The following is a 20,167-nucleotide window of genomic DNA, read 5'->3' on the forward strand; positions in this document are numbered from 1 at the left end:
CAGTAAAGTATGGTCCTCTTCTATAAATGACTGGTTGCTTATTTCCACCGGCAGCCACCGATTTGATTTTCCTGGGGTAACTCCGTTCCGGTCTTTAAACTTTCGCATCCAGTACCATAACTGCCTGGGGCTGATGCCTTCATGGGCGGCGCACCATTCTCTGACGCTTTGCCCACTCATCTTGTATTCGGCTATTCGGGTTTCCCATAGCGCTTCCCGTTCGGCTTTGGTCATAAGAAAAAATCCTCCTCATCGAGCTTTTATCTGAGGAAGATTATCCCTTAAACTTGGGTATTATGCCAAGGTGGGTTGTATTTGACGCTTACATTTAGAGTATTGCCATTCTGCATAACCCATGAAAAGGTAATGACATTGATAAGGGTCATTTACCTTAGGATCATATACATCGATGATGCTGCAGCTTAATGTTAAATATCTGATATCATCTGCAGCGGAGAGTATTGTTACATCGTCTACCTTAACCTTTTTACCTGACTGAATATCCTTTACTTGTTGCTCTGTTAACCAGTAAGTTTTTTCGTTTATCTCAACATATGGAAATTTAGCTACGCCTCTTTGAATTATTTTATGACCTTGCTTTAAATGTTTAATATGGTCTTCTTTTTCAATTTCATTTATAAAGTTTATTTTGGAAGGCTCTGATAAAATCTCTTGATCAGTTGTAATTTGAACATTCTCTGCCTTTATTGTTTTTGTCTCTCCAGTATTATCTTTCATATGTGTTACACTTGCATTTGCCACACAGGTAAATAGTAAAAAGCTAAAACAGGTAAAGAACATAACAAATATTTTTTTAATCATTATTTTCACTCCTCTCATTTTATTCCTAAACAATTTTCTATCTATTGTTGTTCTTAGAACCACTTACTAACATCTAGCTCTTCTAAAAGCTTAGAATGCTCACTCACAAATGGTAATGTATTTTGTTCTTAATTATACATGTTTAACCCCTCCTTTCTAATTATATTTTAATTTCCATTTTCTTAGTTACTTAGCATTTTTCATCTTTTAAACTGTGAAATTACTGTTCACTATAATGACGGATCAAAAGAACTTTTGGATCCCTATTTCTAAAAAATAAAATGTTATATTTTTTAGAACTAGCTTCCCTAAAACATTTTTAGACAGAAGGAATTTTTATATATTCTGCAGAATGTTTGCCAGGAAATAAAAGGATAAATCTAGATAAACGACCAGTATGCAAGGCCACGGTTTAAGGCTTCAGGGAGGCTAAGCGGGACAGAATGCTGCAAAAAGAAACAGGCCCCCCTGTTCTCCAAAAAAGTTTCAGGGAGGGTTTTTCATTTGGAGAAGGAAACACTCCTGCAAAAATTAAAAAATAAAGATCCTCAGGCTCTGAGATTTCTTTACGAAATGTTTTATAAGCCCTTATTTCAGGCTGCTTTTTTTATCGTTAATGACGTTGGTCTTGCCGAGGATGTGGTGCATGAAGTATTTTTAAAGCTTCACCATAAAATTGATCAGCTCCAGGATCCTTCGAAGTTAGGGGTTTGGCTTCGGCGGATGGCCGTAAACACGGCCTGGGATATGGTCCGCAACCGCGCTAAAAGTACGCTGATCCCCGAAACAGAGATTGGTTATGCTGGTGAACAGTTCATTTCGCCGGAATTAATCTGTTTGGACAAGGAAGAAAGATTGCTTGTTCAAAAAGCCCTCAGGGGTCTTCAGCCGGATCACAGGATTGTACTGTACCTAAAATATTATGAGGATATGTCCATTGATCAAATAAGCAATTTTTTAAACATCCCTGTAAACACGGTTAAGTCCAGGCTAATTCGGGCTAGAATGGAATTAAAAAAATTATTATATAAGGAGCGTGTTGAAAGTTGCCACTTTAAAGACGAGTTGACAGATACGAAAGGGGTGAAATAAGAGTGGGCAAGCATTCCGATGGAAATCTGGATAGAAGGTTAAAAAAAATTATAACGGCAGCAGTGGAATCGGTGTCTCCGCCCTCTTTAGAAGAATCTTGGGAGAGATTTGAGAAAAAACTTGGAAAATGTCAATTGCTTACAAACAAAAACTGCAGAGCTGTTAGAAAAAGACTGCCTATCTTTAAGCTTGCCGCAGGGGCGGGAATCGTTCTGCTTCTTGCGGGAGCTCTATTCGTTTCCTTCCCCACACAGGCCAGGGCGATAAGGGAGAAAATAGTTCGTACAGTGGAAACCTTTCTTGGCGGCACATTAATGAACATCAGGACGGAATACAAGCATGATGAATCTGACCGGGTTCCGCCACCGCCGGAAGGCTTCCGAGAAATTACTGTGGAAAATGTGAGGGTTGTTTCCTTGGAAGAAGCCAAATCAGCTTCACCTTTCCCTGTTGTCACACCGCAGTATATGCCTGGTGGCTTTAAACTTACCGAAGTTAAATTTCAAAAGTTGATCAAAAATGCGGCCCAGGTTCAGTTAAAATATACTGCTTCCGGTTCGAGATATTTCGAGATCACAGAAAAAAACACCCCCGCAGGTTATGTCCAGGGGTACGGATACGATATCGAAGATGCTGTTGTTCAGGATATTAAAATTGGGAATACCAGCGGCAAGATGATCGTATTTAAAGACAAGAGCCTAAAAATTAGGTGGATAAAGCTGGGGATAGTTTATCAACTGGAAGGAAATATTAGCAAAGAAGAAGCCTTAAAAATAGTTGAGTCTTTGCATTAAACAAATCACGGCTGGTGCTTTACTTTATATAAATTGCCGATGAATAAGACTCCGCGGGCTTGCTGGGTTCGGTTACCCCGTCATTGGTCAGGCTGTGCTCGCCTCTTACTCGATAATAATAGGCATAAAGGGGAAAAGGGACAACCGACTCCTTTTCCCCTTTACCACATATGGCTGGACAACCGGCCCCCTCTTTTACATGCGGCCGCCTCTGTCCATGGTTTTTAAGGAAAGCTTCGTAAACTAACAGGCCCTGGTTTGCGGCCTGGCCGCCAGGCCCGCCGCGGCCATCTTGCGGCGCACGTAGGCCAGCTGCATCTGCAGGGGCAGACCCATGGGGCAGTTATCTTCGCAGGCCATGAGGCCCACGCAGCCGAAGGCACCCTCTTCCGTGCCCACCACTTCAAAGTATTCCTGCGGGCTGCGCTCGTCCCGGGGGTCCAGCATAAACCGGGCCACCCGGTTTATGCCCGCCGCCCCGAGGAAGTCTTCCCGGATGTTGGCCGTGGCGCAGCCGGCAATGCAGCACCCGCATTCGATGCAGCGCTCAGCCTCGTAAATTTTCAGGGCCGTTTCGTTGTCCATACGCTCTTCCCGGGCCCGGGGATCGAACTCCCTGGTTGTGTGGATCCAGGCCTCCGTTTTCAGGGACATGTGCCTGAACCAGGTGCCCGTGTCCACCGAAAGGTCCCCTATCAGCTTGAATACCGGCAGGGGAAGGAGGGTGATCCTGGACGGCAGGTCTTTGGTCAGGGTCTTGCATGCCAGGCGGGGCTTCCCGTTGACCAGCATGGCGCAGGAGCCGCAGATGGCCGCCCGGCACACGAAGTCAAACATCAGGGAGGGGTCCTGTTCCTCCCGGATTTTATTCAAGGCCACAAACAGGGTCATGCCCGGCATTTCTTCGAGCTTGTACTCCTGCATGTAGGGCTTTATTTCCGGCGTGTTGGGGTTGTAGCGGAAGATGCTGAAAGTCAGCAGGCGTTCAGCCATGATTTTCCTCCTTATCATGTGCGTGGACTGAAATTCACCCGGGTAACGCTTGCCTTTAAAACTGGCTTGCCCTGCTTGCCGTTTGCACCCACGTTCGCTCCGGTTCGCCTCGCAGGCCAAACTGGCGCTCGGGCTTCAAGCTCCGGCGGGGTTCCCGGCCCATTCGGCATCCTGCCTCAGGGGGCCGGTCGAGCACATCCTGCGCTCGACCCCGCCTCCGCTTTTGCCCTCGCCAAGTTTGGCCTCTGCTCGCTCAAGTCGCTCACTTTGTGCAAACGGCAATCACTTTTTGTTCTCCTGGGTATGGTTGCCGGATTTTGCGGCGTTTGCCGCTGATGATTCGCCGTAACCCCGGTCCCCCGGCGGGAGTTCGGTGATCTTAACCGGTTCATATTTCAGCACCGGCAGTTCGGCACCCGGCGGCCAGTAGGCCAGGGTGCGCTTGAGCCAGTTCACATCGTCCCGGTAAGGGTAGTCTTCCCGGGCGTGGCTGCCCCGGCTCTCGGTGCGGTTTAGAGCGCCGTAGGCTATGCACAGGGCCAGGCGGATCATGCCGGGCAGCCTTAAGGCGGAGGCCAGTTCCGGGCTGGCATACTTCCCGCTGGACCGCAGCCCCAGCTTCAAGGAGCGCCGGTAGAGCTCCTGGAGCTTGTCCACGGCTTTTTGCAAATCGGGACCGTTGCGGAAAATACCCACGTATTCCATCAGGGTGTTTTCCATTTCCCTGCGGATCTCGTAAACGTTTTCCTTGCCCAGCCGGCCGGAGATGAGGTCGTTGATCCTGCTTTCCTGGCGCCTGACGTGTTCGTTCACCAGCTGGAGGGGGCAGTCCAGGGTGGCTCCCAGGGTATACTCGGCCACCTTTTTGCCCACCACCATGCCGGCCACAATGGTTTCGGCCAGGGAATTGCCCCCCAGGCGGTTGAAGCCGTGCAGGTCCCAGCAGGCGGCCTCCCCTACGGCAAAGAGGCCCTTTAACCCGTAAGCATGGCCGTCGATATTGGTTCTCACTCCCCCCATGCTGTAATGCTGGGTGGGACGTACGGGAATCAGGTCTTCGGCCGGGTCAATGCCGGCAAAGTTCTTGCATATGTTGGCAATTTCCCGCAGGTTGGTGTAGATATGTTTCCGACCCAGGTGGCGGATGTCCAGCCACAGGTGGGGCCCCCACTTGCTCTCCACACCGTAGCCCTTGCGGATATGCTGGATCATGCGCCGGGAGACCACGTCCCGGGAAGCCAGTTCCTTTTTCTTCGGCTCGTAGTCGGGCATGAAGCGGTGCAGGTTTTTGTCCAGCAGGTACCCGCCGTCACCCCGGGCGCCTTCCGTGATCAGGATTCCCACCGGCACCATTCCCGTGGGGTGGAACTGGACCGCTTCCATATTGCCCAGGGGCACGACGCCCGTTTCCAGGGCCAGGAACATGCCGCTGCCCTCGTTGATCACGGCGTTGGTGGAGACCCCGTACAGCCGGCCGTAGCCGCCCGTGGCAATGACCGTGGACCGGGCCAGGTAGGCGTGGAGCTGGCCGGTGCGCAGGCAGCGGGCCACCGCCCCGTAACATCTCTCCCCGTCGTGAATGAGGGCGATGGCTTCCATGCGGTCGTGGACGGTGATCCCCATCTTAATGACGATGCTGTCCATGGTGTACTGCAGGGTGTGCCCCGTGCCATCGGAAGTGTAGCAGGTACGCCACTTGGCCGTACCGCCGAAGTCCCGGGCCGTAATCAGCCCTTCGTATTCCTTCAAATCCTCTATTTCCCGGCCGTCGGGGAGTTTTTTCCTGCCGGCCACCACCCGGTTCCAGGGAACCCCCCAGTAGGCCATCTGCCGTACAGCAATGGGGGCGGTGTTGGCGAAGAGGCGGGCCACATCCTGGTCGCACCCCCAGTCGGAGCCCTTCACTGTATCTTCGAAGTGGATATCCGGGTTGTCACCGTAGCCCATGGCGCAGTTACCAAGGGATGCCTGCATTCCACCCTGGGCTGCGGTGCTGTGGGAGCGCCTGGGGGGAACCAGGCTCAGGATGATCACATCCAGCCCGTGAGTTGCCGCCTCAATGGCCGTGCGCTCTCCGGCCAGGCCGGCACCAATTACCAGGACGTCCGTGGTATGGGTTTGGTAGACGCTCATTGTGCACCTCCCAGCCTCATGAAAGCCCAGAGGGTGACTGCTCCCAGGGCCACAATGATTACCGTGATGGTTTTCAGCACAGCTCCGATGGTATGCCGGTTAATCCAGCCCCATTTTACAAACTGGCGGTAGAGGCCGAAGCCGGCGTGATACTCACCTGCCAGGAGCAGGATGATGTAGAACCAGAGAAAGGATTGTATCCGCCCGGCGCTGGTAACGGCCCGGATGGGCCAGCCGGTCAGGACCATCCAGACGTGAATTCCGGCCAGTACCAGGATGGCCATGCCGGTAATGGTCTGGAAGACCCATATCCAGGTGTCGGTATGCCCCAGCATTTTACTGTGGCGCAGGATAATGCGCTGTTCCTTCCATTTGTTGGGGATCCGCCGCCCGGCCACCACTATGTGCACCAGGGCTACCAGGAGAATAAAGGGGATACCGATGTAGGAAAGGTAGTATTCGTCCAGAAATGCGGACAAACGGTCAAAAGTTGTGACCCCGAGCAGTATGGCAGCCACAAACAGCATGTGGGTCCACAGGAAACCTACCAGCAGAATGCCACTGGCCAGTTCGACCAGATCCACCAGCATATCAGCCCGGGGATTGCGTGTGAGCAGTTTTTCCTGCGTATTCATGGAACCCTCCTTTCCGGTGATGACGTTTGGTGATATTTTTTGCCGCGGCACCTGCAGTATTTTCGCAATTTTCGTGCCAAGCTTTCAAAGTTTGCGGGTGAGGGTCGGGGCACCGGGAGCCAGATAAACTGGACCATTCAGGTATAATTAAGACTTATAAAATTTATAAGCCCTGCTAGCTTCTAAAAATATGAATTCTTAAAATTAGAAATGGTTATAATGTTATAAAACTTGAGGTAACTTTTGCCAGGGGGCTTTCCGTTTTTTCAGGCAGGCACTGGTAAGAATGGCAGGGTTTTTAAGCCCGCGGGCAGTATGAGGCGCATACCTTTAGCAAATAATATGTGTGCATTCCCGGACAGGCGCAGGAAAGAGGTGAAAAGATGGTTCGCACGCTGTATGTGGGAAATTTACCCTGGGCGACCAGGGCTGAGGATCTGGAGGAGGCCTTTTCCCGCTATGGAGAAATTATCAGTGCCCGGGTAATTACAGACCGTCAGACCGGGCGCTCAAGAGGATTTGGTTTTGTTGAGGTGGCTGATGAGGATGCCGAGGCCATCATAGCTGCTTTGAACGGAACGGAGTTCAATGGGCGGGTAATTACAGTTAATGAAGCCAGGCCCAGGGAAGAACGTTCCTGAAAAAGAGAACCCCCCGGATCCTCCGGACCGGGAGGTTTTCTTTTTACCGGCAAAATTATCTCTTATTTCAAGCAGGAATTTTCTCTTCCAGTTAGAATACTATATATCCTAACCAGATGAATCCTGGCGCAAATAAAATAATATATAAAAAAATTTAAGGAGGCATGCCTTTTGACCATTGATCCGCAGGCGCTGGTTAAGGTTGTCGTTGAGGCGGCGGAAGATAAAAAAGCTTACGACATCACCGTACTGGATATCAGCAGGATATCCATTATCGCCGATTACTTTGTTATCTTAAGCGGGCGCTCTACAACCCAGGTCCAGGCCATTGCAGAGGAAATTATCAGGGTGGTACAGGAGAGGGCCGGTCTTGTTCCCCGGCAGGAAGGTATGCGGGAGGGGCGCTGGGTACTGCTGGATTACGGTGACGTGGTGGTTCATGTCTTCCTGGAGTCTGAACGGCAATTTTATAACCTGGAACGTCTGTGGGGAGATGCCCGGGTAGTGGCCATGTCCGTGAACCTGTAAAAAATTTTACTTTCAGGCTGTTGACAAACGGGCGGGCATGTCGTACAATTGTAGATGTCTGCAGCAAAGTATAAAATTTAATGACGGTGATGGGGAGCAGTAAGCAGCTTGCGGTGTCCACAGAGAGCCGCCGGTGGGTGCGAGGCGGTGAACCGGGTTGCTGAACTCGCCCCGGAGTTGCCCGGGGGAAAGTAAAAGTACTTCGGGCCGGTGTGTGACCGTTAGAGCACATGAAGAGGGTAAATATGGGGCTGTGGCGCAGAGGGAGCGCGCTTCCTTGGCATGGAAGAGGCCGCGGGTTCGATTCCCGCCAGCTCCACCATTTGCCAAGTAGGGTGGTACCGCGGGAAAACCTCCCGTCCCTAAGAGGGGCGGGAGGTTTTAGTTTTACATACATCGTGGAAAGCGGGCCAGAACGGTCGTTTACTGTAACTTTATTCCTTTATTAAGTTAATATTTTAAAGTTTTAAAATATATTTAGGAGGTCGGTGGGATGGACCGCTTTGACCAGCTTACCATGGGGGAACTGCTCGACAGGACAGCTGCCCTTTACCCCGATAATGAGGCCCTGGTTTACGCGGACCGGGGGTTGCGCTATACATACAGGCAATTTCAAGAATTATGCAACCTTGTGGCCAGGGGGTTGATGGCCCTGGGTATAAAGCGGGGCGAGCACATCGCCCTGTGGGCTACCAACATACCCGAGTGGGTATTGCTGCAATTTGCCTCGGCCAAGATCGGTGCCGTGCTGGTGACGGTTAATACCAACTATAAAACCAGGGAACTGGAGTACCTGCTGCGGCAGTCCGATGCCACCACCCTCCTGCTTATAAGCGGCACGAAGGAATCCAGTTACGTAGAAATGCTTTATGAACTGTGTCCGGAACTGGGTCATTGCCTGCCCGGCCGGCTGAATGCGAAAAAGTTCCCCATGCTGCGCAATGTGGTTTTGATAGGAGATGAAGAACATCCCGGTATGTACACCTGGGAACAGGTGCTGGGGATGGCGGGGGCCATTTCCGAAAAGGAGCTGGCGGCCCGGCAGGCTTCCCTGGATCCCGATGATGTAATCAACATGCAGTATACCTCCGGGACCACCGGTTTTCCCAAGGGTGTTATGCTGACCCACAGGAATCTGGTCATGAACGCCAGGAGTGTGGCCGAGTGCCTTAATTTCAGCTCCCGGGACCGCCTGTGCATTACGGTACCCTTCTTCCACTGCTTTGGCTGTGTGCTGGGGACCCTGACCTGCGTGGTGGCGGGAGCCACCATGGTACCCCTGGAGACCTTCAATCCGGTGCGGGTCCTGGAGACGGTGGAAAAGGAAAGGTGCACCGCCCTGCACGGCGTGCCCACCATGTTCATCACCGAACTGGAAGTGCTGGACAAACAGCATTTTGACACCTCTTCCCTGCGCACGGGCATCATGGCCGGGGCTCCCTGTCCCATGGAAGTCATGAAGGCGGTGGTAAACCGCATGGGGATGCGGGAGATAGTCATCACCTACGGCCAGACCGAGGCCTCGCCGGGAATTACCATGACCAGGACCGGTGACCCCCTGGAAATCCGGGTGTCCACCGTGGGCCGGCCCCTGCCGGGGGTGGAGGTCAAGGTGGTGGATCCGGCCACCGGGGAAGAGGTGCCCCGGGGCTACCAGGGTGAGATTTGCGCCCGGGGTTACAACGTGATGAAGGGTTACTATAAAATGCCCGAGGCTACGGCCAGCACCATCGACGCGGAGGGCTGGCTGCACACCGGCGACCTGGGGATAATGGATGAACAGGGATACGTCCGTATTACGGGACGGATTAAGGATATGATCATCCGGGGCGGGGAAAACATCTATCCCCGGGAAATTGAAGAGTTCCTGCACACCCACCCCAAAATTAAGGACGTACAGGTGGTGGGAGTGCCCAGTGAAAAATACGGTGAAGAGGTTATGGCCTTTATCCAGCTCAAGGATGGCTGTACCGCCACGGCCGAGGAGATCAGGGAGTTCTGCAAGGGCAAGATTGCCCGCTATAAAATACCGCAGTATATTCAGTTTGTGTCCAGCTACCCCACCACGGCCAACGGGAAGGTGCAGAAGTTCAAGCTGCGGGAGCAGGCCATCCGGGAGCTTAACCTGTACCGGGCGGCCCGGGTAGTAACAGCCTGAAAGTAGCCTGTTGCCCCCGGGGTGGTGAAGACCACTGGTTGTCCACCACCCCGTTTTTCTCTTTTCACCGGGGTGAACTGCCCTGTTTTGGCTCCCGCTCGCTCCAGTGAGCCTCGCGGGCCAAACTGGTGCTCAGCTCAAAGCTCCGGCAGGCTTCCCGGCAAATTCGGCATCCTACCTCAGTTGCCGGCCTCGGGCATCCATGCCCTCGGGCCTGCCTTCGCTTTTCGCCTCGCCAAGTTTGGCTAACCGCTCGGCTCAAGTCGCTCGCTACCGAGCCAAAACAGGGTTCAAAACTGGGGATCTCTCAGGATAACTCATTCTTGTCCCGGGCATGACATTTGTGATAAAATGACACTTATGATGAAATGCCGTTGAAATAGAGGATTGGTGGTTCAGGCATACGCAAGGAGGATGCTCAGGTGAAGGAACGCTACGATTTCAGGGAAATTGAAGCCAAATGGCAGAAACGCTGGGCTGAGGAAAATATATACAAGACTGCGGATTTCTCGGAGCGCCCGAAATATTACTGCCTGGAGATGTTTCCCTACCCTTCCGGCAAGCTGCACATGGGCCACGTGAGAAATTACTCCATCGGTGATGTGGTGGCCCGCTTTAAAACCATGCAGGGTTATCACGTCCTGCACCCCATGGGGTGGGATGCCTTCGGCCTGCCGGCGGAGAACGCGGCCATCAAGCACGGCAACATCCACCCCGCCGACTGGACCATGGATAACATCAGGGCCATGCGTACCCAGTTGAAGCAGCTGGGCATCAGTTACGACTGGGACCGGGAGATCGCCACCTGCCACCCCGGATACTATAAATGGACCCAGTGGCTCTTCCTGCAGCTCTACCACAAAGGGCTGGCCTATAAGAAGAAGGCGGCGGTGAACTGGTGCCCCTCCTGCGCCACGGTGCTGGCCAACGAGCAGGTCAAGGAAGGCGCCTGCGAGCGCTGCAAGACGCCCGTGGAAAAACGGGAACTGGAGCAGTGGTTCTTTAAAATCACCGCTTACGCCGAGCGTCTGCTCAAGGACCTGGAGCTGCTGGAGGGCTGGCCGGAAAAGGTCAAAATCATGCAGGAAAACTGGATCGGCCGCAGCGAGGGGGCGGAAATCCGCTTTCCAGTGGACGGTATGGATGAAGAAATCGTGGTCTTTACCACCCGTCCCGACACGGTGTTTGGAGTCACGTACATGGTGCTGGCCCCGGAACATCCCCTGGTGGAAAAGCTCATTGAGGGCAGGCCCGGGGCCGGGGCGGTGCGCGATTTTGTACGGCGGGTGCGCAATTTGAGCGAAATTGCCCGGACAGCCACCGACGCGGAAAAGGAGGGGCTGTTTACAGGGGCGTACTGCATCAATCCTCTGAACGGCGAACGGGTACCCATACTGGTCGCCAATTATGTTCTGATGGAATACGGTACCGGGGCGGTTATGGGTGTGCCCGCCCACGACCAGCGGGACTTTGAATTTGCCCGCAAGTACAACCTCCCCATCCGGGTGGTCATCCAGCCGCCCGGGATGGAACTGGACCCGCAGGCCATGACCGAAGCCTATGCCGGCGACGGGGTGATGGTGAACTCGGGTCAGTTCAACGGGCTGTCCAAAGATGAGGGGATCCGGGCGGTTATTGCCTACCTGGAAGAGAAAGGCCTGGGCCGCGGCCAGGTGAACTACCGCCTGCGGGACTGGTTGATTTCCCGCCAGCGCTACTGGGGGGCGCCCATCCCCATTGTTTACTGCGAGCGGTGCGGTATTGTCCCCGTGCCGGAGGAGGACCTGCCCGTGCTCCTGCCCCGGGACGTGGAATTCAAGCCCACCGGGCAGTCGCCCCTGGCCGACTGCCCGGAGTTCGTCAACACCAGCTGCCCCCGGTGCGGCGGGCCGGCCCGGCGGGAGACGGATACCATGGACACCTTCATGTGTTCTTCCTGGTACTACTACCGCTACACCAGCCCCCGGGACGATAAACAGCCCTGGGACCGGGCCAGGGTGGACTACTGGCTGCCCGTGGATCAGTACATTGGCGGGGTAGAGCACGCCATTCTACATCTTCTGTATTCCCGTTTCTTCACCAAAGTGCTCTATGACCTGGGCCTGGTGAGCATCCAGGAGCCTTTTACCAACCTGTTAACCCAGGGCATGGTGTTGAAAGACGGGGCCAAGATGTCCAAGTCCAGGGGGAACGTGGTCAGCCCCGAGGAGATTGTGGCCAGATACGGTGCCGATACCGCCCGGCTGTTCATCCTCTTCGCCGCGCCTCCCGAGCGGGATCTGGAGTGGAGCGACCAGGGGGTGGAGGGCTGCTACCGGTTCCTCAACCGGGTCTGGCGGCTGGTCACCTCCGTGGCCGAAGGCCTGCTGGAAGCGCCGCCGAAGCCGGCGGGCAGGCTGGTGGGGGTGAACCGCCAGATGCACCGCCTGACCCACCTGACCATTAAAAAAGTCACCGAGGATGTCGGCAACCGGTTTAACTTCAACACTGCCGTCAGCGCCATCATGGAGCTGGTCAACGCCCTTTACCAGTATAAGGAAGTCCCGGAGACTGACCGGGATCCGGCGGTTTTGCGGGAGGCCGTTGAGCACCTGCTCATCCTGCTGGCCCCCTTTGCTCCCCACATAACCGAGGAGTTGTGGGAAATTACCGGCCATACGGAGAGCATCCACAGGCAGCCCTGGCCGTCTTACGACCCCGAAGCCATTGTGGAAGACGAGATTACCATTGTGGTCCAGATCAACGGCCGGGTACGGGAGCGGGTGCTGGTGCCGGCGGACATCACCCCGGAACAAATGAAAGAGGTGGTCCTGGCCCAGCCCCGGGTGCAGAAACTGGTGGAGGGCAAGCAAATAGTGAAGGTCATTCCCGTGCCGGGGAAACTGGTGAATATCGTGGTGAAGTGACAAAAGGCCGCTGGCGTTTCACCAGCGGTCTTTCATATAAGTCCGGCTTCCTTTCCGGCCCGTTGCAGACCAACGAAATCTCTGGATACGCCAAAAAACAGGAGGAAGTTTGCCTTGCTGGTAAAACAGGTAATGCTGGAAAATCCCCGGACTCTTTATCCCTGGCAAACCCTGACTGACGCTTGCGAGGTTTACCGGCGGCAGGGGGTGAACTGCGCCCCGGTTATTGATGGTGACGGTAAGGTTATTGGTATCCTGACTGTTTTTCAGGTTCTCCAGGCCCTGCAGAGGGGGGCTTCCTTTGATACCCCTGTGGAACAGGTAATGGAGCGGGATATCATGACCATAAACGAGGATATGCATTTTAACGAGGTAAGTAACCTGCCCATAGACCGCCTGGTCATTCTTAACCGGCAGGGTAGACTGGCCGGGGTCCTGACCCGCATAGACCTGATCAATAAAGTGCACAGCGCCCTGGAGGCCACCGAGTATAAGCTGGCGGTGATTCTCCAGTCGGTGCATAATGGTATCATTGCCGTGGATGCCCGGGGTGATGTTTGTCACTTCAACGCAGCCGCAGAAAAGTTAACCGGCATCCCGGCGGTCAAGGTGCTGGGACGGCCGGCCGGACCTTTGCTGGAACAGCTGGGTCTTGGCCGGGTGGATCCCGGGGTTGATGCCTATTTGGGGCGCTTTAAGGTGGGGGAAAAGGCGTTGATCATCAGACAGAGCCCCATTTTAAAGGATGATCAGGCTCAGGGCTTTGTGCTGGTTTTGCAGGACATTTCGGATCTGGAAGACATATCCAGTCAGCTGGATTCGGTGCGCAATTTGAATAAAGAGCTGGCCGGGGTTATCCAGTCCTGTTATGACGGTATAGTGGTAATCGATCGGCAGGGGAATGTAGAACGGGTTAACGCCAGCTACGGCCGGATTACCGGCATGGATTCACCGGAGGAAATCCAGGGAAAAAACGTGACCGAACTGGCTTTGGGGCGGCATAAACATCTTTTAAAAATCTACAATGAGATTATGTCCGGCAAGTCCCTATATATCATGGCGGTGCACACGGATGAAGGAGCGGAGCTCATCTTTTCCGGTAGCGCGGTGGCCGGGGAGAGGGGGGAAGTGGACCGGATTGTCATCAACCTGCGGGATATAACCGAGCTCAACCGGTTAAAGGAGGAAGCTGCCCGGGCTTCTGCGGAGCTGAAGGAATTGCGGGCCAGGCGGCTGGCCGGCGAGGAAATCATTGCCGAAAGTCCCCAGATGCGCCGGGTGGTGGAACAGGCCCTGCGGGTGGCCACCGTGGACTCTACGGTGCTCATCACCGGCCCTTCGGGGGTGGGTAAGGAGAGGCTGGCCAGGCTCATTCACCGCTACAGCCCCAGGGCGGATAAGCCTTTTATCGAAATCAACTGCGGGGCCATTCCGGAACCCCTCCTGGAGTCCGAGCTTTTCGGTTACGAAAAGGGAGCCTTCACCGGAGCCCAGAAGGAGGGAAAGCTGGGGCTGTTGGAGATTGCCAACGGTGGTACAGTGTTCCTGGACGAAATCGGGGACATGCCCTTGAATCTGCAGGTCAAGTTGCTGCGGGTGCTTCAAGAGCAGGTCATTTACCGGGTGGGAGGGCGCAGGCCCATTAAGCTGGATATTCGCATAATTGCTGCTACCAACAAGGATTTAAAACATCTCATTGCCGAGAAAAAGTTTCGGGAAGACCTGTACTACCGGCTGAATGTGGTGCCCATCAGCATCCCGCCATTGAAAGAACGCCGGGAAGATATTCTGCCCCTGGCTACCCATTTTCTCAACCGCTTTAACGCCAGGCACGGCACCAGGAAGCGCCTGGGTATGGAAACCTGCCGTTTGTTGGAGAGCTACTCCTGGCCGGGGAACGTCAGGGAGCTGATCAACCTTATTGAGCGCCTGGTGATCATGTGCGAGGAGGAGGTAATTGAGCCCCACCATCTGCCCGGCGAACTTATGGAAGCCCTGGGCAGGGAAGGGTGGCGTCCCCAGATTATGGAGATTGTGTCCCTGCAGGAGGCCAGGGAGGCTACGGAAAAAGAATTAATCAGGATGGCCCTTGAAAAATACCGTAGCCTGCGCCGGGCAGGACAGGTTTTGGGAATTTCCCACTCCACCCTTCTGCGTAAGGCCCGCCAGTATGGCCTGGTGGTACAGAACTGCACCAATGCGGTGCAAAACTAAACCGTTCTATGTGCACAATAAAGAAGATCCCCGGTTGATTTTTGCCGCTGAAACCAGCAGGGGCTTTTTCTTTTGCCTTCGCATGGAGTTTGCGTGGAAAATATGCCGTAAAAAATCTTGAAAGTTACAAACTATAAACAAGATGAGGTGAAGGGTATGCGTTACAGGATTATCGTGATCGGTGGGGGGCCCGGCGGTTATGTGGCGGCTATCCGGGCGGCCCAGCTGGGGGCCCGGGTGGCGCTGGTGGAGAAGGAGGAACTGGGAGGAACCTGTCTGAACCGTGGCTGCATTCCCACCAAGGTGCTGGCCGCGGCTGCGGATATGCTGGCCGGTATTAAGAGGGCGGGCGAATTTGGTATCTCCACCGGAGCGGTGGAGGTGGACATGGCCGCCCTGATGGAGCGCAAGCGCCAGGTGGTCGGGCGGCTTGTTTCCGGCATTCAATTTTTGCTTAAGAAGAACAGGGTGGAGCTGGTTCGCGGGACGGCTGTGCTGACCTCGCCGCGTACGGTTAAAGTAATCCTTTCCGACGGGGCTGAACAGGAGCTGGAAGCAGAGAATATTATCCTGGCCACCGGTTCCGGCCCGGCGCTCATCAAGAGCCTGGGGTATGACGGCCGGCAGGTGATTACCTCGGACGAAGCTTTAAACCTGACCTCGGTTCCGGAACGGTTGCTTATTGTCGGCGGGGGTGTGGTGGGATGCGAGTTTGCTTCCATTATGGCCGCCCTGGGCAGCAGGGTTACCCTGGTGGAAATGATGCCCTCCATCCTGCCCGGCGCGGATCTGGAAGTATCCCGGTACCTGCAGGGAATTTTTAAACGTCAGGGGATTACCGTCAGGACCGGGACCACCATCAAGGCCGTCCGCAAGGAAGCCGGCGGTGTGATGGCCGAACTGGATGGCGGGGAGGAAATTGCCGCCGATCTGGTCCTTATCTCTGTGGGCCGTGTTTTGAATACCGGTGGACTGGGGCTGGCGGAAGCGGGAGTGGCCCTGGGCCAGAAGGGTGAGGTGCTGGTGAATGAACGTATGGAAACCTCGGTGCCGGGCATTTACGCCGTCGGGGACATCACCGGTAAGATCCAGCTGGCCCACGTGGCTTCGGCCCAGGGGCTGGTGGCCGTTCACAACATCATGGGCCAGGACAGGGAAATGGACTACCGGGTGGTGCCGTCCTGCATCTTCACCCGTCCCGAGGTGGGAATGGTCGGCCTGACCACGGAGCAAGCCCGGGCTCAGGGCTATGAAGTGAAAACAGCCAAATTCCCCATGATGGCCAGCGGTAAGGCCCAGGCCATGGGAGAAACCGAAGGTTTTGTCAAGATGGTGGCTGACGCCCGTACCGGTTTCCTTCTGGGGGTACACATAGTAGGTCCCCATGCTTCCGACCTGGTAGCCGAAGCGGCCGTAGCTCTGGAAATGAATATGACGGCTGAGCAGCTGGCCCGGGTGATCCATGCCCATCCTACCCTGGCCGAAACGATTATGGAAGCGGCGGAAGGAATTCACGGTTTATCCATTCATGCCTGACCCGGGTTGCAGGATAATGCAGTTTCCGTGGTGAGGTTTGGTTTTGCACCGGAATGGTGCGACAGTGAACCGGCCTGTTCTGAACGGACAGGCCTTTATTGGTGCGAAAATGAACCAGTATTGGTGAGGCCGGAGATTGCACCTGACCTTTGTCGCCCGGCTGACATATGGCACGCTTTTTGCTGCCATAAGTAAACGTAATAGCGCCGGCGCGGGGATATGCAAAATATCATGAAAGGAACGGGGGGAAAGTATGAATTCTTATGGCTACTGGATACTGGGACTGGCCGTCTTATATACGGCGGTGCTCATAGTTCTGGGCAATATTGTCCGTCGCAGGGCTACCTCTGCCGAGGGGTTCTGGGTGGGTGGCCGGTCCTTCAGGCCCTGGATGGTATTTGCGTGCATTACCGGCCTCTTCTCTGGTTCTACCTTTATCGCTGTTATGGAACTGGCTTATCTTAAAGGAGTATCCGCCGCGTGGTATGGTGTGGCGGAAATGGTGCATGTGCTCATTATCGCAATTGTGCTCCTGGGGATGTTTCGCCGGAAATTGGTTGTTACCATTTCCGGCCTGATTGGCGACCACTTTGGCCGGTTTGCTCTGGGAGTGGCAGGGCTGATTACAGCCTTAACCTTCCCTATGTGGTCGGTGGCAACCGCCCTTTCCTTTGCCTCCGCGGTTTCCGCCTTTACCAACCTGCCCATTACGGTTTCCGTGATTATCAGCGCCCTGTTGCTGCTGATATACCTTCAGGCTGGTGGTATGTGGTCGGTGGTTATGACCCAAACCGCCAACACCATTATGTTCGCCCTCATGTTTATTATAGGCGCCGTTGCTTTCTTCATCAAACCGGGGATTGGTGGTCTGACCCAGCTGGCCGCGAGCAGACCCGAGATGTTTGACCCCGCCGGGGTAGGCCTGCAGGTAATTATTGCCTGGTTCGCCACCTTTCTCATCAACGTGCTGCTGGCCCAGGCCGCCTTACAGATGGCCCTGTCCTGCCGCACGGTGGAAGAGGGGCGCAGGGGGCTACTTATGGCTGTTGGTGCTAACATTTTCTTCATCTTCTTCGGCGTTCTCTTCGGCCTGGCTGCTGCGACGGTAGTTCCCGGCGGTGCCAGGGGAATGATCCAGGTACCCCTCTACCTGGCGCAGGTGCTTCCCGCCCCCCTGGTGGGATTGTTCTTCCTCGGTGTTTGGGCCTGCGCCCTGGGCTGGGGAGCACCCTGCCAGTTCTCCGGTTCCACCAGTCTGGGCAGGGACTTCATGGGTGCGGTTAACCCCGGATTAGCCGACGAACAAAAAGTTCGTTATACCAGGATCTCCCTGGTGATTTTAACCGGATTGATGATCCTGCTCAGCTTTCTGCGCAGCGATCAGGCCGCCTGGTGGAACGTGCTGGCCTGGACCCTGCGCAACGGGGCCACCTTTGCCCCGGTGGTGGCGGCTCTGTTCTGGCCCCTGGCTACACGGCGGGCTGCGGTTACCGCCATGCTCTGCGGGTTCCTATTCGGCCTGGCCTGGTATTACCTGGGCGGCTGGCATCCGAGTAATTTCTACCTGAACATTCACCCGGTGTTTGTGGGCATGTCGGCCAATATCCTGGGTTTGGTTGTGGTAACTCTGGTGGAACAGGCCGGGAAATGGCGTATAGGCGGACCCAACCTGGCAGCTGTACGCCGGTCCCTGGCCCTGTTTTCCGGCACCGCTACCGCAGCGGTTCTGTTCCTGATCCTCACCAGCTTCGGCTGGCTGCATAAAAAGGGATTATTGGGCCTGGCCCTCTTCCTGGTGGTAACAGGTCTCTATCTCCTGATTTTGTCCGTGGTGGTGCCCAAAGAGGAAATGGTGGCCGATATGGAAACGGACCCCGCCACGGCATGATTACCTGGGGTTGAAGTAATTTTCAATAAATTTTAGGAAGGAGACATGGGTTATGTCAGAAGTGATCGTGAAATGGGAAGGGAATATGAAATTCGTGGGCATTGATGAAGCCGGGCGGCAGGTGGCCATGGATGCCAGCCAGATATATGGAGGCATGAATCAGGGTGTAAGGCCCATGGAGTTACTGCTGATGGCTCTTGGCGGTTGTTCCGGAATTGAACTGGCTCACATTTTAAAAAAGATGCGGGTTCAATTTGACAGCCTGCTCATAGAAGTGGAAGGGAAGCGGGCGGAAGATCACCCCAAAGTTTTTGAGAATATCAATATAGTTTATAAATTAACTGGACCCAACTTGCCACCGGAAAAGATCTACCACGCTTTGAAGCTTACCGATGAAAAATATTGCTCCGTATCCAACATGGTGAATAAGGCGGCTGCTATTTCTTATGCATTCGAGTTAAACGGTACCAGGTTTGTATATCCTGCCCGGGAAGAATAAAAGGAGGTCTGACAATGGTGTATCCGCAGGAATTAAAGTATCACCGGGAGCACGCCTGGGTAAGGGTGGAAGGTGAAAAAGCCCGTATTGGTGTGACGGATTATGCTCAAAAACAGCTGGGCGACATTTTATTTGCCGATCTGCCGTCAAAAGGTGATGTGATTGTTGCCGGGGAGCCATTCGGCCGGCTGGAATCGGTAAAATCGGTTTCCGATGTCATTGCTCCGGTGAGCGGGACGGTGCTGGAGGTTAACGAGCAGGTGGTGGAGCACCCGGACCTGGTAAACCTGGATCCCTATGGTGAAGGGTGGTTGATCCTGGTTCAAATGTCCAGCACTGCGGAGATTGAACAGTTGCTAAATGCAGCGGAGTATGCAACAATAGTGCAGGAAGAATAAGAGGAGTCGGAGTGATGTCCTGTGAGCGGGGGTAGCGGTCTTCCCCTGGAGCGGCTGCTGGAAGAGGCCTGGCGGGTGCGGTGGCGGAACTTTGCCCGCCAGGTGGAGTTCGTGCGGCCCACCGCCACCCGGTCGGTTAGCGTTACCGGCACCTCCTGTGCCCTTAACTGCGCCCACTGCGGGGGCCATTTTCTCCAGGGGATGCTGCCCCTGCCCCGGCTGATGGAGCGCTGGCAAAGGGGCGAGGAACTGCCCTGGACCAGCCTGCTTGTTTCGGGCGGCTGCGACCCTGAAGGGGTGGTGCCCGTGGCGCGCCACCTGGACCAGTTGCGGGAACTGGCGGCCAGCTTTAAACTGAACCTGCACCCGGGCCTGGTGGACGAAAAAACGGCCCGGCTCATCGGTCAGGTAGCCAGCGCGGTTTCCTTTGATTTAATCCTGGATGGTGATACCATTGCCGAGGTGCTGGGGCTTTCCTGCGGCCCGCAGGACTACCTGCGGGTCTACCGCCAGCTCAGACGTTACAGCCGGGTTTTCCCCCATCTGGTGGTGGGGTTAAAGGGCGGCCGCCTCCGCGGGGAGTACCGGGTGCTGGAAGCGCTGGCCGATCTGGGGGCGGAGGCCCTGGTGGTCATTGTGTTCTTTCCGGTGCCCGGCACCGCTTACAGCGGTTGCCGCCCTCCTGATGTAGAAGAGGTGGCGCGCCTTCTGGCCACTGCCCGGCTCATGCTCCCCCGGCTGCCCATCTACCTGGGGTGCATGCGTCCGGCGGGGAGCTACCGGGCCCGGCTGGACGCCCTGGCGGTGCGGGCGGGGGTGAACCGGCTGGTGCTGCCCGCCCCGCCGGCCCGGGAACTGGCCCGGGAGCTGGGACTGGAGGTGGCCTGGCGCCGGGAATGCTGCGTGCTGTAATCACCGGGGCCTTCCGGC

At 55.1% G+C, this 20,167-nt stretch carries 17 protein-coding genes and 1 tRNA gene; 13 read left to right on the forward strand and 5 right to left on the reverse strand.

All coding sequences use genetic code 11. From position 1 onward, the window contains the following. A partial coding sequence (gene tnpA, locus BUB44_RS10535; RefSeq protein ID WP_073166087.1) for an IS66 family insertion sequence element accessory protein TnpA occupies window positions 1-234 on the reverse strand: 234 nt, incomplete at its 3' end. 60 nt (window positions 235-294) lie between these two features. Then, the gene (locus tag BUB44_RS10540; RefSeq protein WP_073166090.1) at window positions 295-822 is read right to left on the reverse strand and encodes a hypothetical protein; all 528 of its coding nucleotides are present in this window, start codon (window positions 820-822) and stop codon (window positions 295-297) included. A gap of 504 nt (window positions 823-1,326) precedes the next feature. Between BUB44_RS10540 and BUB44_RS10545 the strand changes: the two genes are divergently transcribed. Continuing rightward, window positions 1,327-1,914 (forward strand): RNA polymerase sigma factor, encoded by a 588-nt coding sequence (locus BUB44_RS10545; RefSeq protein WP_073166092.1) that lies wholly within the window; start codon window positions 1,327-1,329, stop codon window positions 1,912-1,914. A 2-nt stretch (window positions 1,915-1,916) separates the two neighbouring features. Then, window positions 1,917-2,708 (forward strand): DUF4367 domain-containing protein, encoded by a 792-nt coding sequence (locus BUB44_RS10550; RefSeq protein ID WP_073166095.1) that lies wholly within the window; start codon window positions 1,917-1,919, stop codon window positions 2,706-2,708. Window positions 2,709-2,951: 243 nt separating this feature from the next. Here BUB44_RS10550 and BUB44_RS10555 read toward each other — a convergent pair whose 3' ends face one another. The 3 genes from BUB44_RS10555 to BUB44_RS10565 form a co-directional block, all read right to left on the reverse strand. Next, window positions 2,952-3,701 carry a fumarate reductase iron-sulfur subunit gene (locus tag BUB44_RS10555; RefSeq protein WP_073166096.1) on the reverse strand — a complete coding sequence of 250 codons (750 nt, stop codon included), beginning with the start codon at window positions 3,699-3,701 and terminating at the stop codon, window positions 2,952-2,954. A 282-nt stretch (window positions 3,702-3,983) separates the two neighbouring features. After that, window positions 3,984-5,834 carry a fumarate reductase flavoprotein subunit gene (locus BUB44_RS10560; RefSeq protein ID WP_073166098.1) on the reverse strand — a complete coding sequence of 617 codons (1,851 nt, stop codon included), beginning with the start codon at window positions 5,832-5,834 and terminating at the stop codon, window positions 3,984-3,986. Then, window positions 5,831-6,469 carry a succinate dehydrogenase/fumarate reductase transmembrane subunit gene (locus BUB44_RS10565; RefSeq protein WP_073166100.1) on the reverse strand — a complete coding sequence of 213 codons (639 nt, stop codon included), beginning with the start codon at window positions 6,467-6,469 and terminating at the stop codon, window positions 5,831-5,833. Before BUB44_RS10565 ends, BUB44_RS10560 begins: the two co-directional genes overlap by 4 nt. Window positions 6,470-6,852: 383 nt before the next feature. On the opposite strand from BUB44_RS10565, the gene BUB44_RS10570 reads away from it, so the two are divergent. From BUB44_RS10570 to lipS1, 11 genes are all read left to right on the forward strand, one after another. Beyond that, complete coding sequence (locus tag BUB44_RS10570) at window positions 6,853-7,110, forward strand: RNA recognition motif domain-containing protein (RefSeq protein WP_027357191.1); 258 nt, start codon at window positions 6,853-6,855, stop codon at window positions 7,108-7,110. A 171-nt stretch (window positions 7,111-7,281) separates the two neighbouring features. After that, window positions 7,282-7,638: a ribosome silencing factor gene (gene rsfS / locus BUB44_RS10575; protein WP_027357192.1), complete on the forward strand. Its 357-nt coding sequence runs from the start codon at window positions 7,282-7,284 to the stop codon at window positions 7,636-7,638. A gap of 247 nt (window positions 7,639-7,885) precedes the next feature. Then, a tRNA-Ala gene (locus BUB44_RS10580) sits at window positions 7,886-7,960 on the forward strand. A gap of 171 nt (window positions 7,961-8,131) precedes the next feature. Further along, entirely contained in the window at window positions 8,132-9,796 is a 1,665-nt protein-coding gene (locus BUB44_RS10585) for an AMP-binding protein (RefSeq protein ID WP_073166103.1), read from the forward strand. Window positions 9,797-10,218: 422 nt separating this feature from the next. Beyond that, complete coding sequence (gene leuS / locus BUB44_RS10590) at window positions 10,219-12,702, forward strand: leucine--tRNA ligase (protein WP_073166104.1); 2,484 nt, start codon at window positions 10,219-10,221, stop codon at window positions 12,700-12,702. Between the two features lie 114 nt (window positions 12,703-12,816). Next, window positions 12,817-14,916: a sigma-54-dependent Fis family transcriptional regulator gene (locus BUB44_RS10595; RefSeq protein WP_073166107.1), complete on the forward strand. Its 2,100-nt coding sequence runs from the start codon at window positions 12,817-12,819 to the stop codon at window positions 14,914-14,916. 156 nt (window positions 14,917-15,072) lie between these two features. Beyond that, window positions 15,073-16,452, forward strand: a complete 1,380-nt coding sequence (gene lpdA, locus BUB44_RS10600) for a dihydrolipoyl dehydrogenase (RefSeq protein ID WP_073166156.1) — start codon at window positions 15,073-15,075, stop codon at window positions 16,450-16,452. Between the two features lie 253 nt (window positions 16,453-16,705). Next, on the forward strand, window positions 16,706-18,340 hold the full coding sequence (locus BUB44_RS10605; RefSeq protein WP_027357197.1) for a sodium:solute symporter family protein: 1,635 nt from the start codon (window positions 16,706-16,708) through the stop codon (window positions 18,338-18,340). A 52-nt stretch (window positions 18,341-18,392) separates the two neighbouring features. Next, window positions 18,393-18,839 (forward strand): OsmC family protein, encoded by a 447-nt coding sequence (locus BUB44_RS10610; RefSeq protein ID WP_027357198.1) that lies wholly within the window; start codon window positions 18,393-18,395, stop codon window positions 18,837-18,839. A gap of 14 nt (window positions 18,840-18,853) precedes the next feature. After that, a complete protein-coding gene (gcvH, locus tag BUB44_RS10615) occupies window positions 18,854-19,237 on the forward strand; it encodes a glycine cleavage system protein GcvH (protein WP_027357199.1) in 384 nt (127 codons plus the stop codon). 21 nt (window positions 19,238-19,258) lie between these two features. After that, the gene (gene lipS1, locus BUB44_RS15420) at window positions 19,259-20,149 is read left to right on the forward strand and encodes a LipS1 family lipoyl synthase (protein ID WP_083543202.1); all 891 of its coding nucleotides are present in this window, start codon (window positions 19,259-19,261) and stop codon (window positions 20,147-20,149) included. Window positions 20,150-20,167: the final 18 nt, after the last annotated feature.

The organism is Desulfofundulus australicus DSM 11792 (assembly GCF_900129285.1).
GTDB classification, from domain to species: Bacteria; Bacillota; Desulfotomaculia; order Desulfotomaculales; family Desulfovirgulaceae; genus Desulfofundulus; species Desulfofundulus australicus.